The sequence below is a fragment of the Ochrobactrum vermis genome, from assembly GCF_002975205.1.
Taxonomy (GTDB): Bacteria; Pseudomonadota; Alphaproteobacteria; order Rhizobiales; family Rhizobiaceae; genus Brucella; species Brucella vermis.
On record NZ_PCOC01000001.1, the window covers coordinates 493524 to 519542 of the forward strand.

A 26019-nucleotide genomic window follows, 5' to 3' on the forward strand; every position below is an offset into this window, starting at 1 on the left:
TGTCACAGGGATTTGAGAAGAGGATAGGGCTTTATGCGGCAAGGATCGAAATATCGCCCGCTTTATGGTTTGCTGCTCTCGCTTCTGGCGGGACTCGCGGTCCCCGCAAGCGGTGCTTTCGCCAAAGCGACTACCGATCCTGCATCGCCTCCTGTCCGCGCCGGTTCGTTTGCCGGGGCCTATCTTGCCGGACGTACTGCCGAATCTGACAATAATCTCGCCACCGCTGTCGATTTCTATCGTCAGGCCATGGCGTTCGATCCGGGCAATGCGCAGATCAAGCAGGATTTGCTGCTGGTTTTGCTGACGGAAGGCCGTTTCAAGGACGCGCTGCCGCTGGCGGAAGAACTGAAGAACCTCCCGGACATCGAGCGTTTTTCGCGCGTGGCGCTGGCCATCGACGCCATCAATCGCAAACAGTATCGCAAAGTCGGGCCGCTTCTGATGCTGTCGCTGCAATCCGATATGGATCGCCTTGCGACCGGCTTCATGAATGCATGGGTGAAGGTCGGGCAGGGCAACCCCAAACAGGCGCTTGCCGATATCCAGAAAATGCAAGGGCCGGAATGGTACGGTTTGTTCCGCACCTATAATTCCGCACTGATAGCCGATCTCGCCGGCCAGAAGCAGGAAGCACGTGATTTCTATCAGCAGGCTATCGATGACCGGCCCGGCGGAAGTGCTGCGCCCGACACTTATGAACGCATCGTGATGGCCTATGCCTCCTTCAAGCTTCGTCAGGGCGACAAGGAAGGCGCGATCAAGACGCTCAGAGATGCCGAGGAGCTTCTGAACGGTCGCATGACGATCACGGAAATGCGCGAAAAGATCGAGGCTGGCGAGAAATATGGCCGCTTGATCAAGACAGCACAGGAAGGTACCGCCGAAGCGCTCTATACGCTTGGCACGGCGATCAACCGCAGCGGCGCGGAAGCTTTTGCGAAGCTTTATCTGCAGATGTCGCTGCCGTTGCGTCCGGATAATGATGCAACGCTTTATCAGCTGGGCGATATTTCCGCCAAATTGCGCCAGCCGGAAAAGGCCATCGACTATTATGGCCGCGTGCCGGAGAAATCGCCTTATCGCCGCGATGCAGAAATGCAGCGCGCGCTCAATCTGGCGGAAAACGATCAGTCGGCGGAAGCCGTCAAGCAGCTAAAGATTCTGCTCGGCCGCGACAAGACCGATATGCGCACCTATCTTGCGCTCGGTGGTGTCTATGCGCAGGACAAGAATTTCGCCGATGCGGCGAAGATCTATGATGCTGCGGTGGAACAGATCAAGACGCCGGAACGCAAGGACTGGCCGGTCTTCTATCAGCGCGGCATTGCGTATGAACGCCTGAAGGAGTGGGACAAGGCCGAGCCCAATTTCCGCAAGGCGCTTGAGCTTTACCCGGACCAGCCGCAGGTGCTGAATTATCTGGGTTATTCCTGGGTCGATCGGGGTCAAAATCTCGATGAAGCGCTGGGCATGATCAAGAAGGCGGTCGAGCTGCGCCCGCAGGACGGCTATATCGTCGACTCACTTGGCTGGGCGTACTACATGCTTGGGCGCTACCCGGAAGCGGTGGTCGAACTGGAAAAGGCGGTCAAACTTCGTCCGGAAGACCCGACGATCAACGATCACATGGGCGATGCCTATTGGCGTGTCGGGCGTCTTCTGGAAGCGACATTCCAGTGGAACCATGCGATTGCAGGCAAGCCCGAGCCGGAAGATCTGGTCAAGATCGAGGAAAAGCTGAAGAAGGGTCTGCCGGACATTCCGGGACAGTCTTCCGTCGATGCCGCAAAACCTGTCGAGAAAAAGCCGGATGAGCCGAAGCCGGAAGCCCCCGCGCCATCGGTTACTCCTGCCGCACCTTCCGATAAGGTTCCTGAAAAGCCGGCAACGGATTAAGGACGAGGCTTCCTCACACGCCTCAGTACCCATGCCCTCATCCTGAGCTTGTCGAAGGGTCGAGGGCAGGGTGCTTTTGTTCCCGAGATGGTTTCTCTTTTCCCGCGCTGAAATAATAGCGGCACAGTGCGCGCTTGACCCTGCCGTGCTGACAAATTAGACCGGGCCATCATTTTAATTACGAGGCCCGACCCCGTGTCCAGTACGTTGCCAGCACATATGCATCCCACCCGTTCCTTTCAGGGTTTGATCCTGACGCTCCATAACTATTGGGCGGAGCACGGTTGCGCCATTTTGCAGCCATATGACATGGAAGTGGGGGCGGGTACGTTCCATCCGGCAACGACGTTGCGCTCGCTGGGGCCAAAGCCTTGGAAAGCCGCTTATGTGCAGCCGTCGCGTCGTCCGAAGGATGGGCGCTATGGTGAAAATCCAAACCGGCTGCAGCATTATTACCAGTATCAGGTCATCATCAAGCCATCGCCGCCGAACCTTCAGGATCTTTATCTCGGTTCGCTGCGCGCCATCGGTCTGGATACGACGCTGCACGACGTGCGCTTCGTGGAAGACGATTGGGAAAGCCCGACGCTGGGCGCATGGGGCCTTGGTTGGGAATGCTGGTGCGACGGTATGGAAGTGTCGCAGTTCACCTATTTCCAGCAGGTCTGCGGCATCGAATGCTCGCCGGTCGCCGGTGAATTGACCTACGGTCTCGAGCGCCTCGCCATGTATGTGCAGGGCGTGGACAATGTCTACGACCTCAACTTCAATGGTCTCGAAGGCGACGAGAAGGTCACCTATGGCGACGTGTTCCTGCAGGCCGAGCAGGAATATTCCCGCTACAATTTCGAAATGGCGAATACCGAGGCCCTGCATCAGCATTTCATCGATGCCGAGCGTGAATGCGAGGCTATTCTGAAGGCTGGAGCACCTGGTCCAGACGCCAATCATAAGATGCATAAGAGCGTCTTCCCGGCTTATGACCAATGCATCAAGGCATCGCACGTCTTCAACTTGATGGATGCGCGCGGCGTGATCTCGGTTACTGAACGTCAGAGCTACATTCTGCGCGTGCGCAACCTTGCGCGTCAGTGCGGCGAGGCATTCCTTTTGACGGATGCCGGTGGTTTCAATTTCAAGCGTGAGGGCGAGTAATGCCTGACCTACTTCTTGAGCTTTTTTCGGAAGAGATTCCCGCCCGCATGCAGCGCAAGGCTGCCGGCGATCTGAAAAAGATGATCACCGATGGTCTGGTGGAAGCCGGTTTAACTTACGAAGCTGCGACCGCTTACTGGACGCCGCGTCGTCTGACGCTCGACATTCGCGGCCTCACTGTGCGCTCCAAGGACGTGCACGAAGACATCAAGGGCCCGTCTGTCGCCGCACCGGAACAGGCCATTCAGGGCTTTCTGCGTAAGGCCGGTCTCACCGATGTTGCGCAGGCGCATGTGCATTCCGATCCGAAGAAGGGCGATTTCTATGTCGCCCATCTGACGAAGCCCGGCCGTGCGGCGGAAGAGATCGTCGCCGAGCTGGTGCCGCAGACGATCCGCAACTTCCCATGGCCGAAATCCATGCGCTGGGGCGCGGCTTCTGCCAAGCCGGGTTCGCTTCGCTGGGTGCGTCCACTTCAGTCGATCCTCTGCACCTTCGGTCCCGAAACCGAAGAAACCGTGGTCATCGATTTCGATGTCGACGGGATCAAGTCCGGCAATATTACCTATGGCCATCGTTTCCTGAGCGACGGTCAGGCAATCAAGGTGCGCCGCTTCGAGGATTATGTCGAAAAGCTCGAAAAGGCTTTCGTGGTTCTCGACGCTGAACGCCGCAAGGAAATGATTTCGCAGGACGCACATAATCTTGCTTTTGCGTCGGGCCTCGAACTGGTCGAGGACGAAGGGCTTCTGGAAGAAGTGTCGGGTCTCGTCGAATGGCCGGTCGTGCTGATGGGTGAATTCGAGGAAGAGTTTCTGGCGATCCCGCCGGAAGTCATTCGCCTCACCATCCGCGCCAACCAGAAATGCTTCGTCACCCGCAAGCAGGGCGAGACTGAAGCACTATCCAACCGGTTCATTCTTGTATCGAACATTGCAGCCCGCGATGGCGGCACGGAAATCGCCTATGGTAACGGCAAGGTCGTGCGCGCACGCCTGTCGGATGCGCTCTATTTCTGGCACACCGATCAACATGATCTTCCCGACCTCGACAAGCTCAATGCCTCGGCGCAAAAATTCGGCCTTGATCTGAAGAAGCCGCTCGATCAGCGCATGGCGCGTCTGGACAGCCTGAATGTGACCTTCCATGCCAAGCTTGGCACGCAAGGGCAGCGCGTTGAGCGTATTCGCGAACTGGCTGCACAGATCGCACCGCTGGTCGGCGCGGATCCGAAGCTTGCAGCGCGCGCGGCTGTTCTGGCCAAGGCCGATCTGACCACAGAAGTTGTGGGTGAATTCCCCGAGCTTCAGGGCGCAATGGGCCGCAAATATGCACTTCTTCAGGGCGAAGACCAGGCTGTTGCTGTGGCTCTTGAGGAACATTACAAGCCGCAAGGCCCGTCCGATGTGGTGCCAAAAAACCCAGTTTCTGTTGCTGTGGCGCTGGCGGACAAGCTCGACACGCTGGTCGGATTCTGGGCAATCGACGAAAAGCCGACCGGCTCGAAAGACCCGTTCGCACTGCGTCGCGCTGCACTCGGCGTGATCCGTTTGCTGCTGTCGCAGGAGTGGAAGTTCCCGCTTCTGCCGCTCTTCCGTTCGGCGTTCGCGGCGCTGAAAGAAGGTCAGGTCCAGCGCAAGCTGCACGAATTCGAAGCCAAGCTCGCTGCTGAAAATTCAGGCGATGTCGATGGCGAACAGGATGTCGACATCGCATTGGCCAGTTATGAAAAGCAGGCTCGCGCCGAGGCGGAAGCATCGTCCGAGCTGGTGCTAGCCGATCTTCTGTCCTTCCTTCATGACCGTTTCAAGGTGCATCTGAAGGAAGAAGGCGCACGCTACGATGCCATTGACGCTGTGCTGACGCCGGACGCCGACAATCTGCTGCTGGTCGCGCGCCGTCTGGAAGCGCTGATCGTCTTCATCAATGAGGAAGATGGCAAGAACCTTCTGGCTGGCACCAAGCGCGCCGCCAACATTCTCGCTGCCGAAGAGAAGAAGGGCACCAAAGTCGCTGAAAGCGTGAGCGCTTCCCTTCTTCGTGAAGCGGAAGAAAAAGCGCTGTTCGAAGCGGTTACCCTGGCATCGCGAGATGCTGAGGCTGCGATTGCCCGTGAAGATTTCAACGGTGCAATGCTGGCACTCGCCAAGCTGCGCGGTCCGGTCGATACGTTCTTCGAAAAGGTGCTGGTGAACGACGAGGACGAAAATGTCCGCGCCAACCGTCTGGCATTGCTCGACCTGATCCGCACGGCCACCGGCAAGGTTGCGGATTTCTCCAAGATTGCTGGATGACTATAGGCCACACGATAAAAATATGGCGCCTTCGGGCGCCATTTTTGTTTATTTCAGGCTTGGTCTAAGTTCGAGAGAACTAAGATCGATTTCGTCTGATGCCCCGGCCCAGGGGTCGCCAACGACCCGCACTGGATTGGCGGGGTCGAAATTCTCAACCGGCGTAGCGGCGGGTTCGAGCAGATCATCCGGAACCGGCTGGCCCTGCATACGCGCCATATAAGCACGGGCACGCTTGCGGCGGGCCTCGATGTCCTTCTGTGCGTCCGTTTCGGCTGCCTGCTTTCGCGCGCAAGGACCGCAGACTGGGAGGCCGTTGGCGCCGATCTTGTCATAGCCAATATAATCTATGGAACCGACCTGATAGGTCGATGGCGCGCGCTCACCCCCGTTTGCGGAAGCAATTGCGGGCAGTCCGATAGCCGTCAGCGAAATAGCGATAAATCGCGATAACATTATTCACCTCACGCATGAATAATATCATTATGCCTTGAAAAACCTAACAAAACGCAATTTTTCATGCGCAATCATGATCGTATTGCCGTGATTGTGTCGGGATAGGGGCGGAGCTTGCTTGCACATCGCTTGCACGTCACTTGCACCGGGGCTTGAGCTTGTGTAGGCAGAACGGGCTTAACTTGGGACGCCCGAGAGGCGGAAAACCAGTGTCCGATATAGTCAAATTCGATGATGAGGCAGTCCAGCGCGCGGTGGAAGTGCTGCGGCGCGGCGGTCTCGTCGCCATTCCGACCGAAACTGTCTATGGCCTTGCCGCCGACGCTTCCAACGGCGAAGGGGTGGCCGGTATTTTCGCGGCCAAGGGGCGTCCGCAGTTTAATCCGCTGATCGCGCATGTGAGCGGCATCGCCATGGCCGAACGCTATGTCACTTTCGACGCTTTTTCGCGCAAGCTTGCCGAAATGTTCTGGCCCGGCCCGCTGACGATCGTGCTGCCGCTGAAAGACCATCAGGATACTGACAGTTCCAGTTATCGGCCTATTCATCCGCTTGTGACGGCGGGGCTTGAAACCCTTGCCATCCGTATGCCGCTCGGCCGCGTGCGCGATATCATCACGGAACTCGACAGTCCGGTGGCAGCGCCGAGCGCCAACACGTCGGGCCGCATCAGCCCGACAAGCGCTCATGCCGTTGCAGAGGATCTTGGCGACAAGCTTGATCTGATCCTCGATGCCGGTCCTTGCGGCGTTGGTGTTGAATCCACCATCGTCAAGGTTGACGGCGATAAAGTGCATCTGCTCCGTCCGGGCGGGCTGGCTGCGGAAGAAATCGAGGCCGTCATCGGCGAAAAACTTGTGCGAGCCGACCATAATTCTGCAATTCAGGCACCGGGCATGATGGCATCGCATTATGCGCCTGATGCGGCGATGCGGCTCAACGTGGGTTCGGTGCAGCCGGGCGAGGCCCTGCTTGCCTTTGGCCCGCAGCGCGTGGCTGGTGCAGACAGTGCCAGTACGATTATGAATCTGAGCGTCAATGGCAACTTGCGCGAGGCAGCGGCCAATCTGTTCGATTTCATGCGCAGGCTCGATGCGACGGGCGCTACGACCATCGCCGTCGAACCCATTCCTTTCGAGGGCCTTGGTGAGGCCATCAATGACCGTCTTAAACGCGCGGCTGCCCCGCGTTAATCCTCCCCTGAATTCAAGAGACAGATTATGCTGGATACCGCTCTGATCGAACGTTTCTCCGCCATCGTGGGTGAAAAAAATGCGCTGACCGCGCCGGAAGATCTCGCCGCTTATCTCATCGAGCAGCGCGATCTCTATCACGGACGCACGCCGCTTGTTCTTCGTCCAGGTTCGACGGAAGAAGTCGCAGCCATCATGAAGCTTGCCAGCGAGACGAAAACGCCTGTGGTACCGCAAGGCGGCAATACCGGTCTCGTCGGCGGGCAGCAGCCCGATGAAAGCGGCGCGGCCATCATTCTGTCGATGGGCCGTATGAACCGCATCCGTAATCTCGATACGGTCGGCAATCTGGTAACGCTTGAAGCAGGTGTGATCCTGAAGAACCTTCAGGAAGCTGCTGAAAAAGCGGGACGCCTGTTTCCGCTTTCGCTGGGTGCAGAGGGGTCCTGCCAGATCGGAGGCAATCTTGGTTCCAACGCTGGTGGCACGGCAGTGCTTGCCTATGGCAATATGCGCGAGCTTTGCCTTGGCCTTGAAGTCGTGCTGCCAACGGGCGAGATTCTCAACGATCTGCGCTATGTGAAGAAGGACAATACCGGTTACGACCTGAAAGACCTTTTTGTCGGATCGGAAGGCACGCTTGGAATCATCACGGCAGCGGTGCTGAAAATCTTTCCGCAGCCGAAGGGCAAGGGCGTGGCCTATGCGGGCCTGCGCAATCCGGAAGACGTGCTGCGCCTGTTCCAGCTTGCAACGGAACATGCAGGCCCGTCGCTGACCGGCTTCGAGTTGATGCCGCGCGTCGGGGTGGAATTCACCGTGCGTCACGTCGATGGGGTGCGCGACCCGTTGGAAAGCCCGCATGACTGGTATGTGCTGATCGATATTTCGTCGTCCCGTTCGGAGGAGGACGCACGCACGACGCTGGAAATGATCCTCACCGAAGCCTTTGAGAACGACATCATTCAGGATGCGGCCATCGCCGAAAGCGTGGCGCAGGCACAGTCCTTCTGGAAAATGCGCGAGGAAATGTCCTGGGCGCAGAAGCCTGAAGGCGGCTCGATCAAGCACGATATTTCTGTGCCGGTTGCTTCCATCCCCGCCTTCATCCATGAAGCCAATGCCGCGACGCTTGAAATGATCCCCGGCGCGCGTGTCGTCTGCTTCGGCCATATCGGCGACGGCAACCTGCATTACAACGTTTCACAGCCGGTCGGCGCCGACAAGGAAACCTTCCTTGCAGGTTGGCACGAACTGAATCACCGTATTCACACAATCGTCGCGAGCTATACGGGTTCGATCTCGGCGGAACACGGCATCGGTCAGCTCAAGCGCGAAGAACTGGCCTTCTTCAAGCAGGATGTCGCGCTCGATCTGATGCGTCGCATCAAATCGGCTTTCGATCCGGCGGGCATCATGAACCCCGACAAGGTTCTGTAAAAATAGCGCTATTCCAGGAAGCAAGACGGGCGGTATTAACCGCCCGTTTGTTTTAGTAAACGCTTCTTCAGAAGAATTTCCGAATTCTTACACCTGGTTGCAATCTGCTAACCAAAGGAAAAGGCAGGAAAAAGTTAACCCAACTCATTAAGCCCATCGGTAATAAACGGCGCCTATTCTCCATCTCAACGAAGAGCAAAAAGCTCGACAAAGGGAAGTCGGAATAACCGGCTCTCAAAAATAAAAAAACAGAGAGACAGAGGCGTCGAAAATGATGAGCAAGGGACTGAAGCCCGATTGGGCAGGACGGGAATTGCGGCTCGATCCGTTTCATTTTCCGCAGGTTGTAAGCTACGCGACCCACGACGGGAGCACCGACGTTACCTTTACCATCAACGAGCGCGGTGCAGTGATCCGGCAGGTTTTGCCTTCAAGCGGCCTGCCTATGTCCATCGCCCTCCCGGCCAACGCATTTGTGGGCGTTGCCGCCCGCGCGGTGGAAGATGAGCTCGGCGAAATCACGGTGACGCTGGAGCTGATGCATGAAGATCCGCAGCTTTCCGTTCCTTTGCTTGTCGCACATGATCTGACTGACGTTGCTGCCGACTGGCGCGCATGGGCCGCAAGCTTCAATCTGCCGATGATGCTGGTTGAGGAAGACGGTGTTGCCCGCCCGCTTTATGAAAGCACAGGCGCGGTCCGCACCAGCCAGCCGCAGGCTCGTCGTCAGGGACAGGAGCCGCGCCGTCGCCGTCCGCGTTTTCTCGCTCGCCGCAAGACCGGTACGCTTGGCGTCCGTCTGGTGATCTCGGGCAAGGAAATCATCGCAAGGAACTGATTTTAAGAATTGAAAAGGCCACTCTGTTAGAGTGGCCCGTTACAAGATTTGGCTGACCTCCAAAAAGCCCCCGAATGTTCACAACATTCGGGTTTATTTTTTTCGGCTGAGAAATGCCATGACAGCCTCGCGGGCTTCATCCGAGGTGAGCCGTTCAGCAAAATGTTTGGCCTCACGCGCAATGCGTTCGGAAACTTTTTCAGCTGGCATGCGCATCAGCGCGCGAGCGATCTGCATCGCCTGCGGAGGCTTTGAGGCAATCTCTTCTGCCGCCTTCATCACTTCCGTTTCCAGCGTATCCTCGGCAACGATCTGATAGACGATCCCGGCTTCCTGCGCGGCTTCAGCGGTAAATCCATGACCGAGCGCCAGCAGGGCAAATGCCTTCTGATGCCCCATCAGTGGCGGCGCCAGCAGGCTGGAAGCTGCTTCCGGCACAAGGCCGAGATCGACGAACGGCGTGCGGAACAGGGCGCGCGACGTTGCAAATGTCAGATCGCAATGCAGGTGGATGGTCGTGCCGATACCGATGGCAAGGCCGTCGACGCCGGAAACGATTGGCTTCTTCGCGCTGGATAGAGCGAACAGAAAATCCAGGGTGTCGTTGCCGAGATCGCCGCCCGATGCCGCGACCATGAAATCCTGCATGTCGTTGCCGGATGAGAATGCACCCGGACTCCCAAGAAACACATGCACACGCACCGCCTCATCGGCATCGCCGTCCGCAAGCGCCTTTGCCATGGTGGCATACATGGCGCGGGTGATGGCGTTCTTCTTGTCTGCACGGTTGAAGCGGATGATCTGGATCGCGCCGTTGCGCTCGATCAGGACATGTTCGCTCATGCTCACGCCTCCAGCGCGGATTTGGCGGCGGCAAGGCTGGCAGCGCCGGTGACGACGGTGTCCTTCAGGGACGATACTTCGGCAAGCATGTTTTCTGCGAAGAAGCGGCTCAGCACCGCGCGTCCGCTATCATCGCCTGCAAGCGCTGCACGCGCGAGATAAGCGCCGCCGGAAACAAGCGACAAAAGCCGCTGATAGGGCGTGGCTCCGGCAAGTGCGGCTTCAAGCTGCCCTTCTGCGACCGCCTTTTGCAGCCAGTCCGTGGCTTCGCGGGCCTCGTTGATGGCCTTGGAAAGGCGCACGCCGGTTTCGCCAAGTTCCGGACGATTGGATGCTGTAGCCTTGTCGGCATCGCCTTCGAGTTCTGCGAGGAGGCCCCTGATATGTTCGCCATTACCGAGCGGCAGCTTGCGCGCCACAAGGTCGATGGCCTGAATGCCATTGGTGCCTTCATAGATCGGGGTGATGCGGGCATCGCGCAGCAATTGCGCAGCACCTGTCTCTTCGATGAAGCCCATGCCGCCGTGAATCTGGATACCGAGCGAAGCGACATCCACACCTGCATCGGTTGCAAAGCTCTTGGCAAGCGGGGTCAGCAGACCGGCACGATCCGACCAGAACTGCTGGTCTGCGCCGTCTGTCGCATGGCTCATGTCGATGGCATGAGCACAGGAATAGGTGATCGACCGGGCAACCTGTGTCAGCGACTTCATGGTCAGCAACATGCGCTGCACATCGGGATGTTCAATGATCGGGCTCATGCCGTCTTTCGGGGCAGCGCCGATGGCGCGGCCCTGCTTGCGTTCCTTGGCATAGGCAAGGGCCTGCTGATAGGCGGCTTCGGCGACGCCGACGCCCTGAATGCCGACCAGAAGACGAGCATTGTTCATCATGGTGAACATGCAGGCCAGACCGCGATTTTCCTCGCCGATAAGGTAGCCGACAGCGCCCTGTTCCTCACCCTTCACGAAACCATCGCCATAAATCATGGTGCAGGTTGGCGAGGCGTGGATGCCCATCTTGTGTTCGAGGCCGGAGCAGAACAAATCGTTCCTGCGGCCAAGCGAGCCGTCATCGTTGACGAGGAACTTCGGCACGAGGAAAAGCGAAATGCCCTTTGTTCCGGCCGGGGCATCGGGCAGGCGCGCCAGCACCAGATGCACGATATTGTCGGTCAGGTCATGCTCGCCATAGGTGATGAAAATCTTCTGGCCGAAGATGCGGTAGCTGCCGTCATCGGCGCGTTCCGCACGCGTGCGAAGTACACCGAGATCGGAGCCGGCGTGTGGTTCGGTCAGGTTCATCGTGCCCATCCACTCGCCGCTGATGAGCTTTTCGAGATAGATGTCCTTCAGTTCCTTGGAGGCGTGCTTTTCGACCGCTTCGACGGCACCCATGGTCAGCGTCGGGGCGATGGCAAAGGCCAGCGTGCCGGAGTTCCACATTTCGCTCACTGCCACCGACATCATCGTGGGCAGGCCCTGGCCGCCATATTCCGGCGTGCCGGTCAGCGAGTTCCAGCCACCTTCGATCCAGTCGCGGTAAAGCTCTTTCCAGCCCGGCGCGGTTGTGACGACGCCGTCCTTGACGGTGGCGCCATGCTTGTCGCCGGTGACGCGCAGAGGTTCGATCCGCTCGGAGGCAAACTTGCCGGCTTCTTCCAGAATGGCAGCGGCAAGATCGGCGGAAAATTCAGGGAAGCGGTGGTCATCAAGGGCTTTTTCCAGCCCCGCAACCTTCATCAGCGTATGGGAAATTTCAGAAACCGGCGCGCGATACATCTTTCCTCCAAATATGGTTGGTTGGCCCCTCCTCAGAAGCCCATCCTGCATCGGCGCTAATCGCATTCCGGCAGGCGCCAAACGGCTATCCGACATAAGAGCTATCGGCTTATTACGTAAACGTCAACGTTTCGATGCACATCATCGTGATGGATGGCGTACGACCATGCACGGGCGACGGCCATTCATCTCAACACCGACAGGTATATTGAATGGGGAGAATTATTTCTCGGCTGTTGGAGCGCATCCCGAAGAGTGTGAAACGCCTAGGCGGGGAAATCAGTCCACCGGACTGATTTCTGATCCTGCTTCGATCAGATCGAAACGCGCTCTAAGCCCGACTGGCCAGATCAGGATTGCTTCTCACGCTCCACGGCGCGCCAGCCGATATCGGAGCGGTAGAAGCCTTCCGGCCAGTCGATGAGCTTCACGGCTTCATAAGCGCGGGCCTGTGCTTCGGCGACTGTATCGGCAATGGCGGTGATGTTGAGCACGCGGCCTCCGCTGGCAACGATGTTGCCATCCTTCTCCGCCGTTCCCGCGTGGAAAAGCTTGACGCCGTCGATCCCTTCGAGCTTGTCGAGATCGCGGATGACGCTGCCCTTCTTCACATTGGACGGATAGCCTTCCGCAGCCATCACCACCGTCAGCGCGGGCTGGTCTTTCCAGTCGAGCGAAACCTGATCCAGCTTGCCATCCACGGCGGCATTGATGAGCGCGAGCAGGTCGCTATCGAGGCGCATCATCAGCACCTGGCATTCCGGGTCACCGAAACGGGTGTTGTATTCGATGAGCTTCGGGCCGTCCTTGCCGATCATCAGGCCGAGGAACAGGATGCCGGAGAATGGCGCACCGATTTCAGCCATGCCGCGCATGGTGGGTTCGATCAGTTCGCGCATGGTGCGTTCGACGATTTCCGGCGTCATGACGGGAGCCGGAGCATAGGCACCCATGCCGCCGGTATTCGGCCCGGTATCGCCGTCGCCGACACGCTTGTGGTCCTGCGCTGAACCGAGCGACAAGGCTGTCTTGCCATCGCAGATGCAGAAGAAGCTTGCTTCTTCGCCGTCCAGGAACTCTTCGACCACCACTTCGGCACCAGCGGAACCGAATGCGCCTTCGAAACAGGCATCCACGGCGTCGAGCGCTTCATCGAGCGTCATCGCAACAACTACGCCCTTGCCTGCAGCAAGCCCGTCGGCCTTGACGACGATGGGCGCGCCTTGCTGGCGGATATAGGCCTTGGCCTTAGGCGCATTGTTGAAGCGGCCGTAAGCACCGGTCGGAATATCGAAGCGTGCACAGAGATCCTTCGTGAAGCCCTTCGATCCCTCAAGCTGTGCGGCAGCCTTGGAGGGGCCGAACACACGGATACCCTCGGCGCGCATTTCGTCTGAGAGGCCAGCCACGAGCGGCGCTTCGGGCCCGACCACGACGAGATCGATCTTCTTGTCCTTGGCGAAGGCGATCAGCGCCTGATGGTCGTCGACACCGATGTCGACGAGTTCCGCGACCGTTGCAATGCCCGGATTGCCGGGCGCGCAATAGAGTTTCGTCAATGACGGAGAAGCGGACAGTTTCCAGGCAAGAGCATGTTCACGACCGCCAGAACCGATTAAAAGAACTCTCATTGCTTGCTCCGTCTTCGTCGGGGTTATAGTGATGGCTGCATATATCAAGGATTTCGCCATGTCACAGCCCGAACTACACGGATCGATTCAGTCACGCAATGCGCAAGGGCGCGTAAAGGACGCTCCGTCGGGCCATTGGGTCTATAAGTTGTTGCCGCATTGGCTCTGGCCCTATGCGCAGCTTGCGCGCTGGGATCGTCCGATCGGCTGGCAGCTCCTGCTCTGGCCGTGCTGGTGGTCGGCAGCACTCGTGGCGGGTGCAGGTGCCAAACCGGGAGACGGCGCCTGGGCTGTCATGCCTTCGATCTGGCATCTCGCTTTGTTTCTGGTCGGCGCCATTGCCATGCGCGGTGCCGGTTGCACCTATAACGATCTTGTCGATCAGGATATTGACGACAAGGTGGATCGCACGCGTTCAAGGCCGCTACCGTCGGGGCAGGTGACGCGCGGTCAGGCCAAGCTGTTTCTGGTCGTGCAGGCGCTGGTCGGTCTGGTGGTCGTGCTGCAGTTCAACTGGTTTTCCATCAGCCTTGGCATTTTCTCGCTTCTGATCGTCGCCGCGTATCCTTTCATGAAGCGCATTACCAACTGGCCGCAATTCGTGCTTGGTCTTGCTTTCTCATGGGGAGCACTCATGGGCTGGGCTGCCGTGGAAGGCTCGCTCAGTCTCGCGCCGGTGCTTCTCTATATTGGTGCGATCCTGTGGGTGATCGGCTATGACACGATCTATGCGCATCAGGACAAGGAAGACGATGCGCTGGTGGGCGTGCGCTCAACCGCGCGACTGTTCGGCAAACACACCAAGACGGCGTTGATGGTCCTCTATGGCGGCGCTATCGGCTTCTTCGCGGGGGCCTTCGCCGTGGCACAGGTGCCGATGCCGGCACTTGCCGGATTGCTCGCTGCGGGCGTGCATCTCTACCGACAGATCATCGTGCTCGATATCGACGATCCCGACCAGTGCCTGAAACTGTTCAAATCCAACAACATTGTGGGCTGGCTGATTTTCCTCGGGCTCGTTCTCGGAAGCCTCTGGGTAGCGGTCAAGCCGCTGGTGTAAACAACAAGGCCACCGGAAACGGTGGCCTTGTTGTTAGCGGGTTACGGATAGAGCCGTTCCTTGTTCCAGTCGCCGTCGGGTGCCGGGCGTGTAAACAGTACCCTGTCATGCAGGCGGAAGGCCCTGTCGTGCCAGAATTCAATCGAGACCGGGCGAATGCGGAAGCCCGACCAGTAGGACGGGCGTGGAATATCGCCGATGGCATATTTCGCTGTATACTCTGCAACAGCCTTTTCCAGCGCGAAACGGCTTTCCAGCGGGCGTGACTGCTTGGATGCCCAGGCACCGATGCGGCTGCCGCGCGGGCGAGAAGCGTAATAGGCGTCGGCTTCAGCGTCGCTGACTTTCTCCACCGGTCCACGCACGCGCACCTGACGGCGCAGCGTCTTCCAATGGAAGCACATCGCAGCCTTTTCCGCCGACAGGATTTCTTTGCCCTTGGCGCTTTCATAATTGGTGTAGAAAACGAACCCCTGTTCGTCGAAATCTTTTAGCAGCACCATGCGCACATTGGGCAGGCCATCGGGATCGACGGTTGCCAGTGCGACCGCGTTGGGATCGTTCGGTTCGCTTTCTTTGGCATCGACCAGCCAGTCGGCAAAGAGTTTGAACGGCTGGGCGGATTCGGTGAAGTCGTCGCTTGCGTTTGTCATCTTGGATATTTCAACAGCCTGTCGGAAAATCGCGGTTCATCCCAAAAGGGAATCCCCGCCAAAGAAACCCCAATGGAGCGTGGCGAGAGGGAGCTTCTTCGATAACCGGCATTTTGTCCACGACTTTACCGGGATGCGTCGTCGCAGGAGCCGACCCACCTTTACTTAGCGGGCAACTTCTTGTAGGGCGCCGATCAAGGTAGGGGCCATGCCAAAACTCGATTTCCTGACACTTTATATTGTAATCTTCTTAAATTCGCTGACGGTTTGCATAATCTGGACCGCCGTCGCCCTATCTTATCGTAAATTCCGGCCTGCGAGGATCTGGCTTCTCTCGACCGCGCTCATGCTGGTCGGAGGCTTCGTTCTGTCGCTGCAAGGCAATGAAGGCGCGTTCTGGCCCGCGGTCATCGGTAATACGATCATCATCTATGGCTTCTGCCTTGCCTTGGTCGGCACGCGTTATTTTTACGGCGAAAAAGGCGGCTGGCGGATGGCGATGGGAATATCGCTCGCCAGTTTCGCGGTCATGGCGGCGTTTTATGCGAGCTGGCAGGGACGCAACATTGCCTATGCAGTGGGGCAGTCGGTGCCCATGGCGATGACGGTCTTCTATCTGTTCCGTCAAAAGAGTATCGGTCTTGGTGGCCAGATCGCGATCATGGCGTTCGTGCTCGGTATTATCGGGCACGCCATCGAGACGTCGCTGAACATCGCCGCATGGGTGGGGGAGTTCGACCAGTCGCTCTATTTTACCATCGAAAGTTATGCGCTTGTCTGTGTGATTTATAGCGGTGTGATATGGAATTTCGGTTTTGTCGTCATGGCAATGAACCGCCTGCATCGCGATATGGCAAAGGTAGCTGAAACGGACGAGTTGACCGGACTTCCGAACCGCCGCCATTTCATGAAAAGGCTGACGAGGGCCGAACTTGCATTCAGCGATGACGGTATGTCCTATGTCCTGATGCTGATTGATATCGATAATTTCAAGCAATGGAACGACACATACGGCCATGCGCTCGGCGATCAGGCGCTTGCGCATTTTGCCGATGTCGCAGCTGACATACTTGATCGACGTGGTGTGCTGGCACGCCTTGGGGGCGACGAATTTTCTGTTCTGCTTCCCAAGATGCACGAGCGGGAAGCGACAGAGATCGCGCGCGAAATCGTTACGGCAATCAACGACGCACCGCTTGTATTCAATGGCCGGAAGCTCGCAATGACCGTCAGCATAGGCATAGCAGGCGAGGAGACTGGCAGCGAGACGAGTGACCTCGACGTTTTTGCCCGGGCCGATCTCGCGCTCTACAAGGTAAAGCAGGCAGGCCGAAACGGCTATGCAACCCGCACAGCAACAGTGAATGCACCCCTTTCGATTTCTCGCGAAAGACGGTCAGCGGTCACAGAAAACCGGGAACATCCTTTGACGGCTGAATAAAGTAGGGAGTTGGGCGTTGTGCTCTGATTCCGATTTGTTTACCTTTCCGGCACACTGCTTGTTAACTCAAGTTCATCCATAATCCCTGCATCTTTAGCGTGTAAAATTAAGGGAATAGTGTTGGCTGTCGAGACGGTTCGCCACAAAAACAATGTCTGGAGCCCAAGCTGTGGCGCAAACGTCCTGCGCAAGGCTGTGATTGGCATCTGCGTCTTCTCGCTTGCCGGTTGCGCCATGGGTGGTGTGAGTATCGAAAAGGCTGTTCCCGATTCTTCCACGATCACCGGATCAGTAACGCAGCCGCAGCCGGTGGAAACCGATACAGGCAAGCTTTCCGACCAATCCGCCATAAAGAACGTTGTTTCTGCGCTCAATTTCATGGAATGGGGCAAAAAGCCTGTACCATGGGCCAACCCCGAAACGGGCAGCCAGGGCACGATCACGACGATTGCCGAGAACAGCAAGAACAATCAGCTTTGCCGCGAGTTCGAAACCTCGCGTGAAGCCTTTGACGGTGTTTCCATTTATCGCGGCGAAACCTGCATGCAGCGTGGCGGTCAATGGACAGTGACGTCTTTCGCTCCCATCTGAGTGTCTGATCCGAAAGGCGCTCTGACGGTAAAAAGCCGAAAATTAACCTGTTGAAATCATTAAATTTATTTTTGGGCCGGTCTCCTATGCTTTCTTGCTATGGACTAGTTGCGATTGTGCATGCCCTGAAATGAGCTTCTTGTTGAGTAGTTCAACAGGAGGCTACGATGAAGAAGTTCCCAAGGGTTTTTGTAATACTGCTATCGTTGCTGAGTGCGACGGGGGCGTATGCCGCATCTGGTACACCCGTCCGTCCGGCACTGAACCCGGTAACGCTGCAGGGATACTTAAAAACTCCAGTGGCGATGAGCAGGCCGGTGCAATCGGGTATGTGTGCTTATGAGAGCGGGGTTGACTGCGAACGACATTGTGACCAGGGCCTATGTGTGAAGTGCCGTGATGGCGGCTATGCATGCATTAAAATGGACCCGCCGCCCACGCATTGAGTATGCATATGAAGCACCGCTAAGCGGTGTTTGCCGAACACATTTCAGGAATAATCCCTATCAAGAATTGCTCCGGAAGCCCGATATGGCTGCGTCCCGCATATGCCGGGGACGCAGCCATGCCGGTGGCAGAAGGCAGAAAATCAGCCTATTGAAAACGCTCGCTTCATTCTCGAACAGGCTTTTACCGCAAATGGCGGTTTTGCGCGCTACCGGTGCTCAAAGCCACCAATTTCGCTGTCGCCTGTCACTTTTCGGTTCAGACACTGAAAAGAAAAGCTTGGCCTGACTGGAACTTTTCCGGCCAGATGCGCATATTATGGGCAACGAATCCTACGTATCTCACAGTATTTTCCTGAAAGAGGAACTATATGCGCGATCCCTATAGCGTGCTGGGCGTCGCCAAAACGGCGAAGCCCGAGGAAATAAAATCGGCTTTTCGCAAACTGGCCAAAAAGCACCATCCGGATCAGAACCAGGACGATCCGAAGGCGCAGGAGCGCTTCGCCGAACTGAACCAGGCCTATGAAATTCTGGGCGACAAGGACAAGCGGGGTCAATTCGACCGTGGCGAGATCGATGCCGATGGCAAGCCTGCCTTTCAGGGTTTCACCGGCGGACAAGGTTTTGGCGGCGCTCACGGTGACCCGTTTGCTGGTTTCCGACAGGGCGGCGGCAACGGCCATTTCGAATTTCGTTCCGGCCCTGGTGGCTCTCAGCAAGGCGGCTTCGGCGGAGCAGAAGATATTCTGAACGATCTTTTCGGCGGTGCTTTTGGTGGAGGCGCCCGCGCTGGCGGTGCGCGCCAGCGTGGCCCGGCCAAGGGAGCCGACCTTTCGGCTTCAATCGACATTACGCTGGAACAGGCGGCTGGTGCGGACAAGGTCGAGGCGATCTTCCCGAATGGCAAGCACCTGAAGATCAAACTGCCTAAATTTGTCGAAGATGGGCAGACCATTCGCCTGAAAGGGCAGGGCGAACCGTCGATGGGCGGGACGGCTGGTGATGCGCTGGTCACGATTCACTTCAAGGCGCATCCGCGGTTTCGACTGGAAGGACGTGATGTTCATATAGACCTGCCGGTCGAACTTGCCGATGCCGTTCTTGGCGGCAAGCAAGAAGTCGAAACGCTCGATGGACGGATTGCAGTGAAAATACCGGCCTGGTCGAGTTCCGATCGCATGCTGCGCCTGAAAGAAAAAGGCCTTCCGCTGAAGGCTGGCGGACGCGGCGATCTGTACGTGCATGTGCGGATCATGCTGCCGGATGGCGGCGACAAGGAACTGGAAGAATTCCTGCAAAAGCGCAAAGTCGCTTAACTTCACATTCAATCGGTTGAAGCCGGGTGTTGTCTCTTTGCGGCAGTAAAGTGACAATGCCCGGCTTTTTCACCGCAATTGCTTGAAGCAGAGCCGAGCCTGTGCGATAGGGCAAGAAGTTAATTGTTTTCAATGAGGACCCCTAATGACCGCACAGTCAGGTTTGTTGCAGGGCAAGCGTGGATTGATTCTGGGCGTCGCCAACAACCGCTCCATTGCATGGGGTATTGCCAAGGCCGCTCGCGATGCAGGCGCAGAGCTCGCATTCACCTATCAGGGCGATGCATTGAAGAAGCGGGTCGAGCCGCTGGCTGAAGAACTTGGCGCATTCGTTGCCGGACATTGCGATGTGGCTGATGCTGCCAGCATCGATGCTGTTTTCGAAACGCTTGAAAAGAAGTGGGGCAAGCTCGACTTCGTCGTGCACGCCATCGGCTTTTCCGACAAGGACGAGCTGACGGGCCGTTATGTCGACACGTCGGAAGCCAATTTCACCAACACGATGTTGATCTCGGTCTATTCGCTGACGGCGATTTCGCGTCGCGCAGAAAAGCTGATGGCCGATGGCGGTTCAATCCTGACGCTGACCTATTACGGCGCCGAGAAGGTCATGCCGAACTATAACGTCATGGGCGTGGCCAAGGCTGCTCTCGAAGCAAGCGTGAAATATCTGGCTGTCGACCTCGGCCCGCAGAATATTCGCGTCAATGCGATTTCGGCAGGCCCGATCAAGACGCTTGCCGCTTCGGGAATCGGCGACTTCCGTTACATCCTCAAGTGGAACGAGTACAACGCGCCGCTGCGCCGTACCGTGACCATCGAGGAAGTGGGCGACGTCGGCCTCTATTTCCTTTCCGATCTGTCCCGTTCGGTGACCGGCGAAGTCCATCACGCGGATAGCGGCTATCATGTCATCGGCATGAAGGCGGTTGACGCTCCGGATATTTCGGTCGTGAAAGACTGAAGAAGCGAATACAAAATCCCGAAAAGTTGACCGGCTTTTCGGGATTTTTCTTTGTCCTTTCCTGTGCGGAAAGTTATCCAGACATTGATTGACGGCAGATAGAGGTAGGGCTGTGGCTCGGGAAATCATCTACTTTTCGCGTCACGGCGAGACGGACTGGAATGTTTCGCAGCGCATCCAGGGACAGCTCGATATCGATATCAATGCTCGTGGGCGCACCCAGGCAGACCGTAACGGCGATATGCTGAAGTTGCTGATCGGCAATGGTGCAGGCTTTGATTTTGTTGCAAGCCCTTTGCGCCGCACACGCGAGACGATGGAGCGCATCCGCTTGCGCATGGGGCTGGACCCCTATGATTACCGCACCGATCCGCAGCTGATGGAAGTCAATTTCGGCGACTGGCAAGGCTTCATGATGGAAGATATTGCCAAGGAGCGGGAGGATCTTCTTGAAGCACGCGCCCGCGATAAATGGAATTTCGTTCCGCCGGGCACAACCGCTGAAAGCTATATGGGCCTGTCACGCCGTATCGGACGCTGGGTGGAAGCTGTGGAATGGCCGACTGTCTGCGTGACGCATGGGGGCTGCATCCGCACCCTGTTTTACCTCTACGGCGAGATGGACGGTCACGCCGCCGCCAATCTTTCGATTCCGCAGGACAAAATACTGAAGTTCGAAAACGGCAAGCTTGAGTGGGTTTGATTCCGCAAATCGGTCTATAGTGACCACGAACTAGATTCTGCCAGCGATGGAGGCGTCATGCCCTTCGAACGTTTCGCGGTTATATCGGATATTCACGGCAACAGCGATGCGCTGGCGGCTGTGCTGGCTGACATCGATGCGTTGCAAATCCAGACGATTATCAATCTCGGCGATCATTTGAGCGGGCCTATGGCAGCGCGTGAGACAGCAGACATGCTGATGGCACGTGAAATGATCTGCATTCGCGGCAATCATGACCGCTGGCTTGTCGAAAAGCCAGTCGGAGATATGGGGCCGTCGGATCGGGTCGCGCGCGAACAGCTTGATGACCGACACATCGAATGGCTGCGTGCGATGCCTGCATCGCGTACTCTGGACGACGGACGGATATTCATCTGCCACGGCACCCCGTCGAGTGATACGACCTACTGGATCGAAAGAGTTGCCGCGAGTGGCGACGTGGTTCTGCGGTCTCGGGACGAGATCGAGGCTGAAGCCGAAGATATTGCGGCGTCTCTTATCCTCTGCGGCCATACGCACACACCGCGGATCGTTCGTCTTGGCGATGGGCGGCTGCTGGTTAATCCGGGAAGCGTGGGTTGCCCCGGTTACGACGACGATCACCCGGTTCCGCATATTGTCCAGACCGGCAATCCCAATGCATCTTATGCCATCATTGAACAGACCGGAATGGGCTGGCAGGTGGCGATGCGCAATATTCCCTATGATACCGCGCGGATGGTCCGGATGGCGGAAAGCTACGGTCGTGCGGATTGGGCGCGTGTTGTCAGAAGCGGCTGGTTGCAGCCCACATGAAAAGAGCGGCCTATGTGCCGCTCATTCCTTTATCGCGACAAGGCTTCGGGCTTATGGAGCTTCTTGAATATCGGTGATGAAGCGCGTGCTGTCGACCATATCGTAGATGATGAGGACCTTCATGCCCTTGTTGATCGCGCCGTAATCGAACTCGCCGGGAAGCTTGTATGTCTGGCCGTCATCCAGTGTTATGGTTTCGCTGTCCTTGTTGATACCGGTGATCTTGCCTTCGGCATCGTCTGCCATCGCTACAGTCGAGAAAAGCGACGCCACGATGAGAATTAGTCCGACCAGATAATGCATGACTTCCGTTCCTTTGGTTGTGCCTCGGGTTTGGGTTGTCGCCTGACCGATTCGACACGATTGTCGCGATTTGAGCATGTCGCGGAAAAGTGGAAACCGGTTTTCCGATAATGACATGCAGAATATTTCGTTCAAAGCGCAACGCGCTTTGGTAGTTTCAGCGCCAAGCGCCGCATACCCACAATGTAGCGTGCTGAATGTGTCAAAAAAAATGCCGGAAATCGATCTTCAGAAGGAAATTTTACGTCACCGGGGAGCTTGATTTGACCGGCGTCAAAAAGCTCAATAAAACCGGCCCGTAAAGTAGCTGCTCTTTCCTTGACCTGCTCCGGACAAGGACAATTTATTCAGGCGTCGCGCATGTCTCACAATAGTTTCGGTCATCTGTTCCGCGTAACCACCTGGGGCGAAAGCCACGGTCTGGCGCTCGGTTGCGTTGTTGACGGTTGCCCCCCCGGCATCACGTTCACCGAAGCCGAAATTCAGGCCTATCTCGACAAGCGCAAGCCCGGCCAGTCCAAATATACGACACAGCGCCGCGAGCCGGACCAGGTTCGCGTGCTTTCTGGCGTTCTTCTCGGTGACGACGGCGTGACGATGACGACGACCGGCACGCCGATCTCGATGATGATCGAGAACACCGATCAGCGCTCGAAGGATTATGGCGAGATTGCCCGCCAGTATCGTCCGGGCCATGCCGATTATACCTATGACGTCAAATACGGCATTCGTGATTATCGTGGTGGTGGACGTTCGTCGGCGCGCGAAACGGCAGCGCGGGTAGCAGCAGGCGCCATTGCGCGCAAGATCGTGCCGGGGCTGGAAGTCAAGGGCGCACTGGTCGCCATGGGCGTGCACGGTATCGACCGCCGCCGCTGGAACTGGTCCGAAGTGGACAACAATCCTTTCTTCTCACCCGATGCTGGTTCGGTTGAGCTTTTCGCTGACTATCTGGATGGCATTCGCAAGAGTGGATCGTCGGTCGGTGCGGTCATCGAGATCGTGGCCGAGGGTGTGCCTGCAGGTATCGGAGCGCCGATCTACGGCAAGCTCGATCAGGACATCGCCAGCCTGCTGATGTCGATCAACGCCGTAAAGGGTGTGGAAATCGGCAACGGTTTCGAGGCTGCGCGCCTGACAGGCGAGGAGAACGCCGACGAAATGCGGATGGGTAATGACGGCAAGCCGCTGTTCCTGTCCAACCATGCAGGCGGCATTCTGGGTGGCATTGCGACTGGTGCGCCGGTGGTGGCCCGTTTTGCGGTCAAGCCGACCTCTTCGATTCTGACGCCGCGCCGCTCCATCGACAAGGACGGCAAGGAAGTGGATGTGATGACCAAGGGCCGTCACGATCCATGTGTGGGTATTCGCGCCGTGCCGATCGGTGAAGCGATGGTTGCCTGCGCGATTGCTGATCATTATCTGCGTCACCGCGGTCAAACAGGCCGCGTCTGAATATTTTCCGGCCAGACTGGCCATATCTGACCGACGATTGGGCCCGTTGGTTCCTGACATATAGAGGTCGAAATGAGCTATAATCAGAAACAGGTCGTGGATGCGCTTCGCGCTTTCGAACGCGGCGAGATCGTTGTGGTCATGGATGATGACGGGCGCGAGAATGAAGGCGACCTGATCGTTGCTGCCGTGCATTGCACGCCGGAAAAGATGGCCTTCATCGTACGCCATACGTCCGGTATCGTCTGCACCCCGATGACGCGCGATGAAGCCAAGCGCCTCAACCTAGCGCCCATGGTTGCCGACAACGAGTCCGCCCACACCACGGCATTCACCGTAACGGTTGACTATCGCCATGGCACAACGACCGGCATTTCGGCAGAAGATCGCACGCTGACCGTGCGCAATCTGGCCAATCCCAATGCCGGTGCCTCGGATTTCGTACGCCCCGGCCATATTTTCCCGCTGGTCGCCCGCGAGGGCGGCGTATTGATGCGTTCCGGCCATACCGAAGCTGCTGTCGATCTCTGCAAGCTCGCGAACCTGCCGCCCATCGGCGTCATCTGCGAGCTGGTCAATGATGACGGTTCCGTCATGCGCGGTCCGGATGTGAAGGCCTTTGCCGAAAAGCACACGCTGCACCGGGTCACGGTTGCCGACCTCATCGCCTATCGCCAGCGCAAGGAAACTCTGGTCAAGCGTATCGGCGATGCACCGGTAAACACCTGCGCGGGCACAGCCCATGCCTATACCTACGAACTGCCATGGGAGCCGATGCAGCACGTGGCCGTGGTGTTCGGGGATATTCGTGACGGCGAGGAAGTGCCGGTTCGCCTGCATCGCGAAGATGTGCTGAATGATGTCTTCGGCAAAGGTGGCAGCAATCTCGATGCCATCATGGAAAAGATGGGCAAGGAAGGCCGTGGGGTTCTGGTTTATCTGCGCGAAGGCTCTGTCGGCGTGCGCGCGGATCACCACGACACTCGTGCTCGCGATGTGATCCAGAGCGACCATGAAAGCCATGCTGAAGCGGTTGCCCGCGAGGAAGAATGGCGTCAGATCGGCCTCGGTGCCCAGATATTGAAGGATCTCGGCATCACGTCGATTGTGCTTCTGGCATCGCGTGAGCGTCACTATGTCGGCCTGGAAGGCTTCGGCATCCGCATCGCCCGCACTGAAATCATCTAGAGCGTGTTTCGATCTGATTGAATCAGATCGGCGCTCTAACTGTTTGTTTTAGCGCGCATCTTGTTCCGAAAACCGTTTCACACTTTTCGGGATGCGCTCTAACTTCGTTTCAGACAAAGCCTGCACATGGCCGTCATGGTCATGTGCCGGTGGATTGAATTTGATGTTTGATATCCGTCCGATATAAATCTCGTTTCAAACGTCAAATTCGAAGAATCCACTAGATCCATAGAGTTAATAGTGGTCTTTTTGATTTCGACATTTGCTTAGCGGATTATATCCAAGGGATGCAAATGTCAGAATCAGACCACTAGTGAGATGCTATAGTGAACGAATGACAACACGGCTTTACTGGCATCCGATCTATCTTGAACACCTGACCCCGCCCGGTCATCCCGAGCGTCCGGATCGTATTCGGGCGTTGATGAGTGAACTGGAAGGCCCCGACTTCTATCGGCTCGATCGTGTGGAAGCACCACGTGCCGACGAGGCGGCAGTTCTTCTTGCCCATTCTGAGAAACATCTAGAGACGGTGAGAGCTGGAATACCGGAGCCAGCTTCGGACGAGGAAGCTCCGCCGCCTGTGGTCAAGCTTGACGGCGATACATATGTCAGTCCTAAAAGCATGGATGCTGCACTGACGGCCATCGGTGCTGCGACGGCAGCGGTTGACGATGTATTTTCCGGAGCCGCAAATAATGTGTTCGTGGCAGCCCGTCCACCCGGTCATCACGCTGAACGCTCAACCGCGATGGGCTTCTGCCTGTTCAACAATATTGCAATTGCCGCCCGCCATGCGCAGCGCCATCATGGCGCAGAACGCGTTGCAATCGTGGATTGGGACGTTCATCACGGAAACGGGACGCAGGATATTTTCAAGGACGATCCAAGCGTTCTGTTCTGTTCGACGCATCAATTTCCCTTATATCCCGGCACGGGAGCGAAGGATGAAACCGGCGTCGGCAACATTTTCAATGCGCCGCTTTCCCCCGATACGGGAAGTCGTGAATTCCGCGAGGCATTTAATAGTCGTGTATTGCCGGCTTTGGACAATTTCCGGCCAGATTTGATCCTTATTTCGGCGGGCTTCGATGCTCATTTTCGCGATCCGCTGGCCGAGCTCAATCTTGACGAAGCGGATTTTGACTGGGCGACGGGCAAACTCATGGAGCGGGCAGAAAGGTTCTGCGATCACCGGCTAGTGAGTGTGCTTGAAGGTGGATATGATCTAGAGGGCTTGTCGCAGTCCGCGTCTACGCATATTACGCGGCTGTTGAAAGGATGAATCATGGTGACCGAACCGTCCAACCCCGATATTGCAGTGATGAGCTTCGAGGATGCGCTGAAGCAGCTCGAGAAGATCGTCGACGATCTGGAGCGGGGCGACGTACCGCTGGAGGAATCCATCCGCATCTATGAGCGCGGCGAAGCCTTGAAGAAGCATTGCGACACGCTTCTGAAATCTGCTGAGGACAAGGTCGAGAAAATCCGTATCGGTCGCGATGGCCAGCCGGTCGGTACCGAACCGCTTGATCCAGAGTAATTCTGGC

23 protein-coding genes are annotated in these 26019 nt (G+C 57.2%); 17 read left to right on the forward strand and 6 right to left on the reverse strand.

Features of this window, described 5'->3' with window-relative positions; genetic code table 11:
• Positions 1-33 precede the first annotated feature (33 nt).
• The 3 genes from CQZ93_RS02315 to glyS all read left to right on the forward strand — a co-directional run bounded on the left by CQZ93_RS02315 (position 34) and on the right by glyS (position 5348).
• A complete protein-coding gene (locus CQZ93_RS02315; protein WP_105541152.1) occupies positions 34-1899 on the forward strand; it encodes a tetratricopeptide repeat protein in 1866 nt (621 codons plus the stop codon).
• 219 nt (positions 1900-2118) lie between these two features.
• Entirely contained in the window at positions 2119-3054 is a 936-nt protein-coding gene (locus tag CQZ93_RS02320; protein ID WP_105541153.1) for a glycine--tRNA ligase subunit alpha, read from the forward strand.
• Entirely contained in the window at positions 3054-5348 is a 2295-nt protein-coding gene (gene glyS, locus CQZ93_RS02325; protein WP_105541154.1) for a glycine--tRNA ligase subunit beta, read from the forward strand. Before CQZ93_RS02320 ends, glyS begins: the two co-directional genes overlap by 1 nt.
• Before the next feature lie 48 nt (positions 5349-5396).
• Here the strand turns inward: glyS and CQZ93_RS02330 are convergent, their stop codons facing one another.
• On the reverse strand, positions 5397-5804 hold the full coding sequence (locus tag CQZ93_RS02330; RefSeq protein ID WP_105541155.1) for a hypothetical protein: 408 nt from the start codon (positions 5802-5804) through the stop codon (positions 5397-5399).
• A 209-nt stretch (positions 5805-6013) separates the two neighbouring features.
• On the opposite strand from CQZ93_RS02330, the gene CQZ93_RS02335 reads away from it, so the two are divergent.
• The 3 genes from CQZ93_RS02335 (at position 6014) to CQZ93_RS02350 (ending at position 9275) form a co-directional block, all read left to right on the forward strand.
• Positions 6014-6997 (forward strand): L-threonylcarbamoyladenylate synthase, encoded by a 984-nt coding sequence (locus CQZ93_RS02335; RefSeq protein ID WP_105541156.1) that lies wholly within the window; start codon positions 6014-6016, stop codon positions 6995-6997.
• A gap of 27 nt (positions 6998-7024) precedes the next feature.
• Entirely contained in the window at positions 7025-8437 is a 1413-nt protein-coding gene (locus CQZ93_RS02340) for an FAD-binding oxidoreductase (RefSeq protein ID WP_105541157.1), read from the forward strand.
• 271 nt (positions 8438-8708) lie between these two features.
• Positions 8709-9275, forward strand: a complete 567-nt coding sequence (locus tag CQZ93_RS02350) for a DUF6101 family protein (protein WP_105541158.1) — start codon at positions 8709-8711, stop codon at positions 9273-9275.
• Between the two features lie 93 nt (positions 9276-9368).
• On the opposite strand, the gene CQZ93_RS02355 is transcribed toward CQZ93_RS02350, so the two are convergent.
• The 3 genes from CQZ93_RS02355 to purD form a co-directional block, all read right to left on the reverse strand.
• Positions 9369-10118, reverse strand: a complete 750-nt coding sequence (locus CQZ93_RS02355; RefSeq protein WP_105541159.1) for a crotonase/enoyl-CoA hydratase family protein — start codon at positions 10116-10118, stop codon at positions 9369-9371.
• Positions 10119-10120: 2 nt separating this feature from the next.
• Positions 10121-11899, reverse strand: a complete 1779-nt coding sequence (locus tag CQZ93_RS02360) for an acyl-CoA dehydrogenase family protein (RefSeq protein ID WP_105541160.1) — start codon at positions 11897-11899, stop codon at positions 10121-10123.
• Positions 11900-12249: 350 nt separating this feature from the next.
• A complete protein-coding gene (purD, locus tag CQZ93_RS02365) occupies positions 12250-13530 on the reverse strand; it encodes a phosphoribosylamine--glycine ligase (RefSeq protein WP_105541161.1) in 1281 nt (426 codons plus the stop codon).
• Positions 13531-13588: 58 nt separating this feature from the next.
• On the opposite strand from purD, the gene ubiA reads away from it, so the two are divergent.
• Positions 13589-14590 (forward strand): 4-hydroxybenzoate octaprenyltransferase, encoded by a 1002-nt coding sequence (gene ubiA / locus CQZ93_RS02370; RefSeq protein WP_105543146.1) that lies wholly within the window; start codon positions 13589-13591, stop codon positions 14588-14590.
• A gap of 41 nt (positions 14591-14631) precedes the next feature.
• On the opposite strand, the gene pdxH is transcribed toward ubiA, so the two are convergent.
• Positions 14632-15243, reverse strand: a complete 612-nt coding sequence (gene pdxH, locus CQZ93_RS02375) for a pyridoxamine 5'-phosphate oxidase (RefSeq protein ID WP_105541162.1) — start codon at positions 15241-15243, stop codon at positions 14632-14634.
• 208 nt (positions 15244-15451) lie between these two features.
• Between pdxH and CQZ93_RS02380 the strand changes: the two genes are divergently transcribed.
• The 6 genes from CQZ93_RS02380 to CQZ93_RS02410 all read left to right on the forward strand — a co-directional run bounded on the left by CQZ93_RS02380 (position 15452) and on the right by CQZ93_RS02410 (position 21523).
• A complete protein-coding gene (locus CQZ93_RS02380) occupies positions 15452-16684 on the forward strand; it encodes a GGDEF domain-containing protein (protein ID WP_105541163.1) in 1233 nt (410 codons plus the stop codon).
• 120 nt (positions 16685-16804) lie between these two features.
• Complete coding sequence (locus CQZ93_RS02385) at positions 16805-17275, forward strand: RT0821/Lpp0805 family surface protein (RefSeq protein WP_105541164.1); 471 nt, start codon at positions 16805-16807, stop codon at positions 17273-17275.
• An 817-nt stretch (positions 17276-18092) separates the two neighbouring features.
• Positions 18093-19040 (forward strand): DnaJ C-terminal domain-containing protein, encoded by a 948-nt coding sequence (locus CQZ93_RS02390; protein WP_105541165.1) that lies wholly within the window; start codon positions 18093-18095, stop codon positions 19038-19040.
• Positions 19041-19185: 145 nt separating this feature from the next.
• Positions 19186-20004, forward strand: coding sequence for an enoyl-ACP reductase FabI (gene fabI, locus CQZ93_RS02400; RefSeq protein WP_006466187.1), 819 nt, complete (start codon positions 19186-19188; stop codon positions 20002-20004).
• Positions 20005-20116: 112 nt separating this feature from the next.
• The gene (locus CQZ93_RS02405; protein ID WP_105541167.1) at positions 20117-20707 is read left to right on the forward strand and encodes a histidine phosphatase family protein; all 591 of its coding nucleotides are present in this window, start codon (positions 20117-20119) and stop codon (positions 20705-20707) included.
• Positions 20708-20764: 57 nt separating this feature from the next.
• Positions 20765-21523: a metallophosphoesterase family protein gene (locus tag CQZ93_RS02410; protein WP_105541168.1), complete on the forward strand. Its 759-nt coding sequence runs from the start codon at positions 20765-20767 to the stop codon at positions 21521-21523.
• Positions 21524-21574: 51 nt separating this feature from the next.
• Here CQZ93_RS02410 and CQZ93_RS02415 read toward each other — a convergent pair whose 3' ends face one another.
• Entirely contained in the window at positions 21575-21826 is a 252-nt protein-coding gene (locus tag CQZ93_RS02415) for a DUF1344 domain-containing protein (RefSeq protein WP_105541169.1), read from the reverse strand.
• A gap of 360 nt (positions 21827-22186) precedes the next feature.
• On the opposite strand from CQZ93_RS02415, the gene aroC reads away from it, so the two are divergent.
• The 4 genes from aroC to CQZ93_RS02435 all read left to right on the forward strand — a co-directional run bounded on the left by aroC (position 22187) and on the right by CQZ93_RS02435 (position 26012).
• Positions 22187-23281, forward strand: a complete 1095-nt coding sequence (gene aroC / locus CQZ93_RS02420) for a chorismate synthase (protein ID WP_061345114.1) — start codon at positions 22187-22189, stop codon at positions 23279-23281.
• A 72-nt stretch (positions 23282-23353) separates the two neighbouring features.
• Positions 23354-24469 (forward strand): 3,4-dihydroxy-2-butanone-4-phosphate synthase, encoded by a 1116-nt coding sequence (gene ribB / locus CQZ93_RS02425; RefSeq protein ID WP_105541170.1) that lies wholly within the window; start codon positions 23354-23356, stop codon positions 24467-24469.
• Between the two features lie 334 nt (positions 24470-24803).
• Positions 24804-25754 carry a histone deacetylase family protein gene (locus CQZ93_RS02430; protein WP_105541171.1) on the forward strand — a complete coding sequence of 317 codons (951 nt, stop codon included), beginning with the start codon at positions 24804-24806 and terminating at the stop codon, positions 25752-25754.
• A gap of 3 nt (positions 25755-25757) precedes the next feature.
• Entirely contained in the window at positions 25758-26012 is a 255-nt protein-coding gene (locus CQZ93_RS02435; RefSeq protein ID WP_105541172.1) for an exodeoxyribonuclease VII small subunit, read from the forward strand.
• The last annotated feature ends 7 nt before the right edge of the window (positions 26013-26019 follow it).

Bases quoted from the DNA above. Each gene is read 5' to 3' on its own strand.
- CQZ93_RS02315 (WP_105541152.1), top strand. From the start codon at position 34: ATGCGGCAAGGATCGAAATATCGCCCGCTTTATGGTTTGCTGCTCTCG.
- CQZ93_RS02320 (WP_105541153.1), top strand. From the start codon at position 2,119: ATGCATCCCACCCGTTCCTTTCAGGGTTTGATCCTGACGCTCCATAAC.
- glyS (WP_105541154.1), top strand. From the start codon at position 3,054: ATGCCTGACCTACTTCTTGAGCTTTTTTCGGAAGAGATTCCCGCCCGC.
- CQZ93_RS02330 (WP_105541155.1), bottom strand. From the start codon at position 5,804: ATGTTATCGCGATTTATCGCTATTTCGCTGACGGCTATCGGACTGCCC.
- CQZ93_RS02340 (WP_105541157.1), top strand. From the start codon at position 7,025: ATGCTGGATACCGCTCTGATCGAACGTTTCTCCGCCATCGTGGGTGAA.
- CQZ93_RS02350 (WP_105541158.1), top strand. From the start codon at position 8,709: ATGATGAGCAAGGGACTGAAGCCCGATTGGGCAGGACGGGAATTGCGG.
- CQZ93_RS02355 (WP_105541159.1), bottom strand. From the start codon at position 10,118: ATGAGCGAACATGTCCTGATCGAGCGCAACGGCGCGATCCAGATCATC.
- CQZ93_RS02360 (WP_105541160.1), bottom strand. From the start codon at position 11,899: ATGTATCGCGCGCCGGTTTCTGAAATTTCCCATACGCTGATGAAGGTT.
- purD (WP_105541161.1), bottom strand. From the start codon at position 13,530: ATGAGAGTTCTTTTAATCGGTTCTGGCGGTCGTGAACATGCTCTTGCC.
- ubiA (WP_105543146.1), top strand. From the start codon at position 13,589: ATGTCACAGCCCGAACTACACGGATCGATTCAGTCACGCAATGCGCAA.
- pdxH (WP_105541162.1), bottom strand. From the start codon at position 15,243: ATGACAAACGCAAGCGACGACTTCACCGAATCCGCCCAGCCGTTCAAA.
- CQZ93_RS02380 (WP_105541163.1), top strand. From the start codon at position 15,452: ATGCCAAAACTCGATTTCCTGACACTTTATATTGTAATCTTCTTAAAT.
- CQZ93_RS02390 (WP_105541165.1), top strand. From the start codon at position 18,093: ATGCGCGATCCCTATAGCGTGCTGGGCGTCGCCAAAACGGCGAAGCCC.
- fabI (WP_006466187.1), top strand. From the start codon at position 19,186: ATGACCGCACAGTCAGGTTTGTTGCAGGGCAAGCGTGGATTGATTCTG.
- CQZ93_RS02410 (WP_105541168.1), top strand. From the start codon at position 20,765: ATGCCCTTCGAACGTTTCGCGGTTATATCGGATATTCACGGCAACAGC.
- CQZ93_RS02415 (WP_105541169.1), bottom strand. From the start codon at position 21,826: ATGCATTATCTGGTCGGACTAATTCTCATCGTGGCGTCGCTTTTCTCG.
- aroC (WP_061345114.1), top strand. From the start codon at position 22,187: ATGTCTCACAATAGTTTCGGTCATCTGTTCCGCGTAACCACCTGGGGC.
- ribB (WP_105541170.1), top strand. From the start codon at position 23,354: ATGAGCTATAATCAGAAACAGGTCGTGGATGCGCTTCGCGCTTTCGAA.
- CQZ93_RS02430 (WP_105541171.1), top strand. From the start codon at position 24,804: ATGACAACACGGCTTTACTGGCATCCGATCTATCTTGAACACCTGACC.
- CQZ93_RS02435 (WP_105541172.1), top strand. From the start codon at position 25,758: ATGGTGACCGAACCGTCCAACCCCGATATTGCAGTGATGAGCTTCGAG.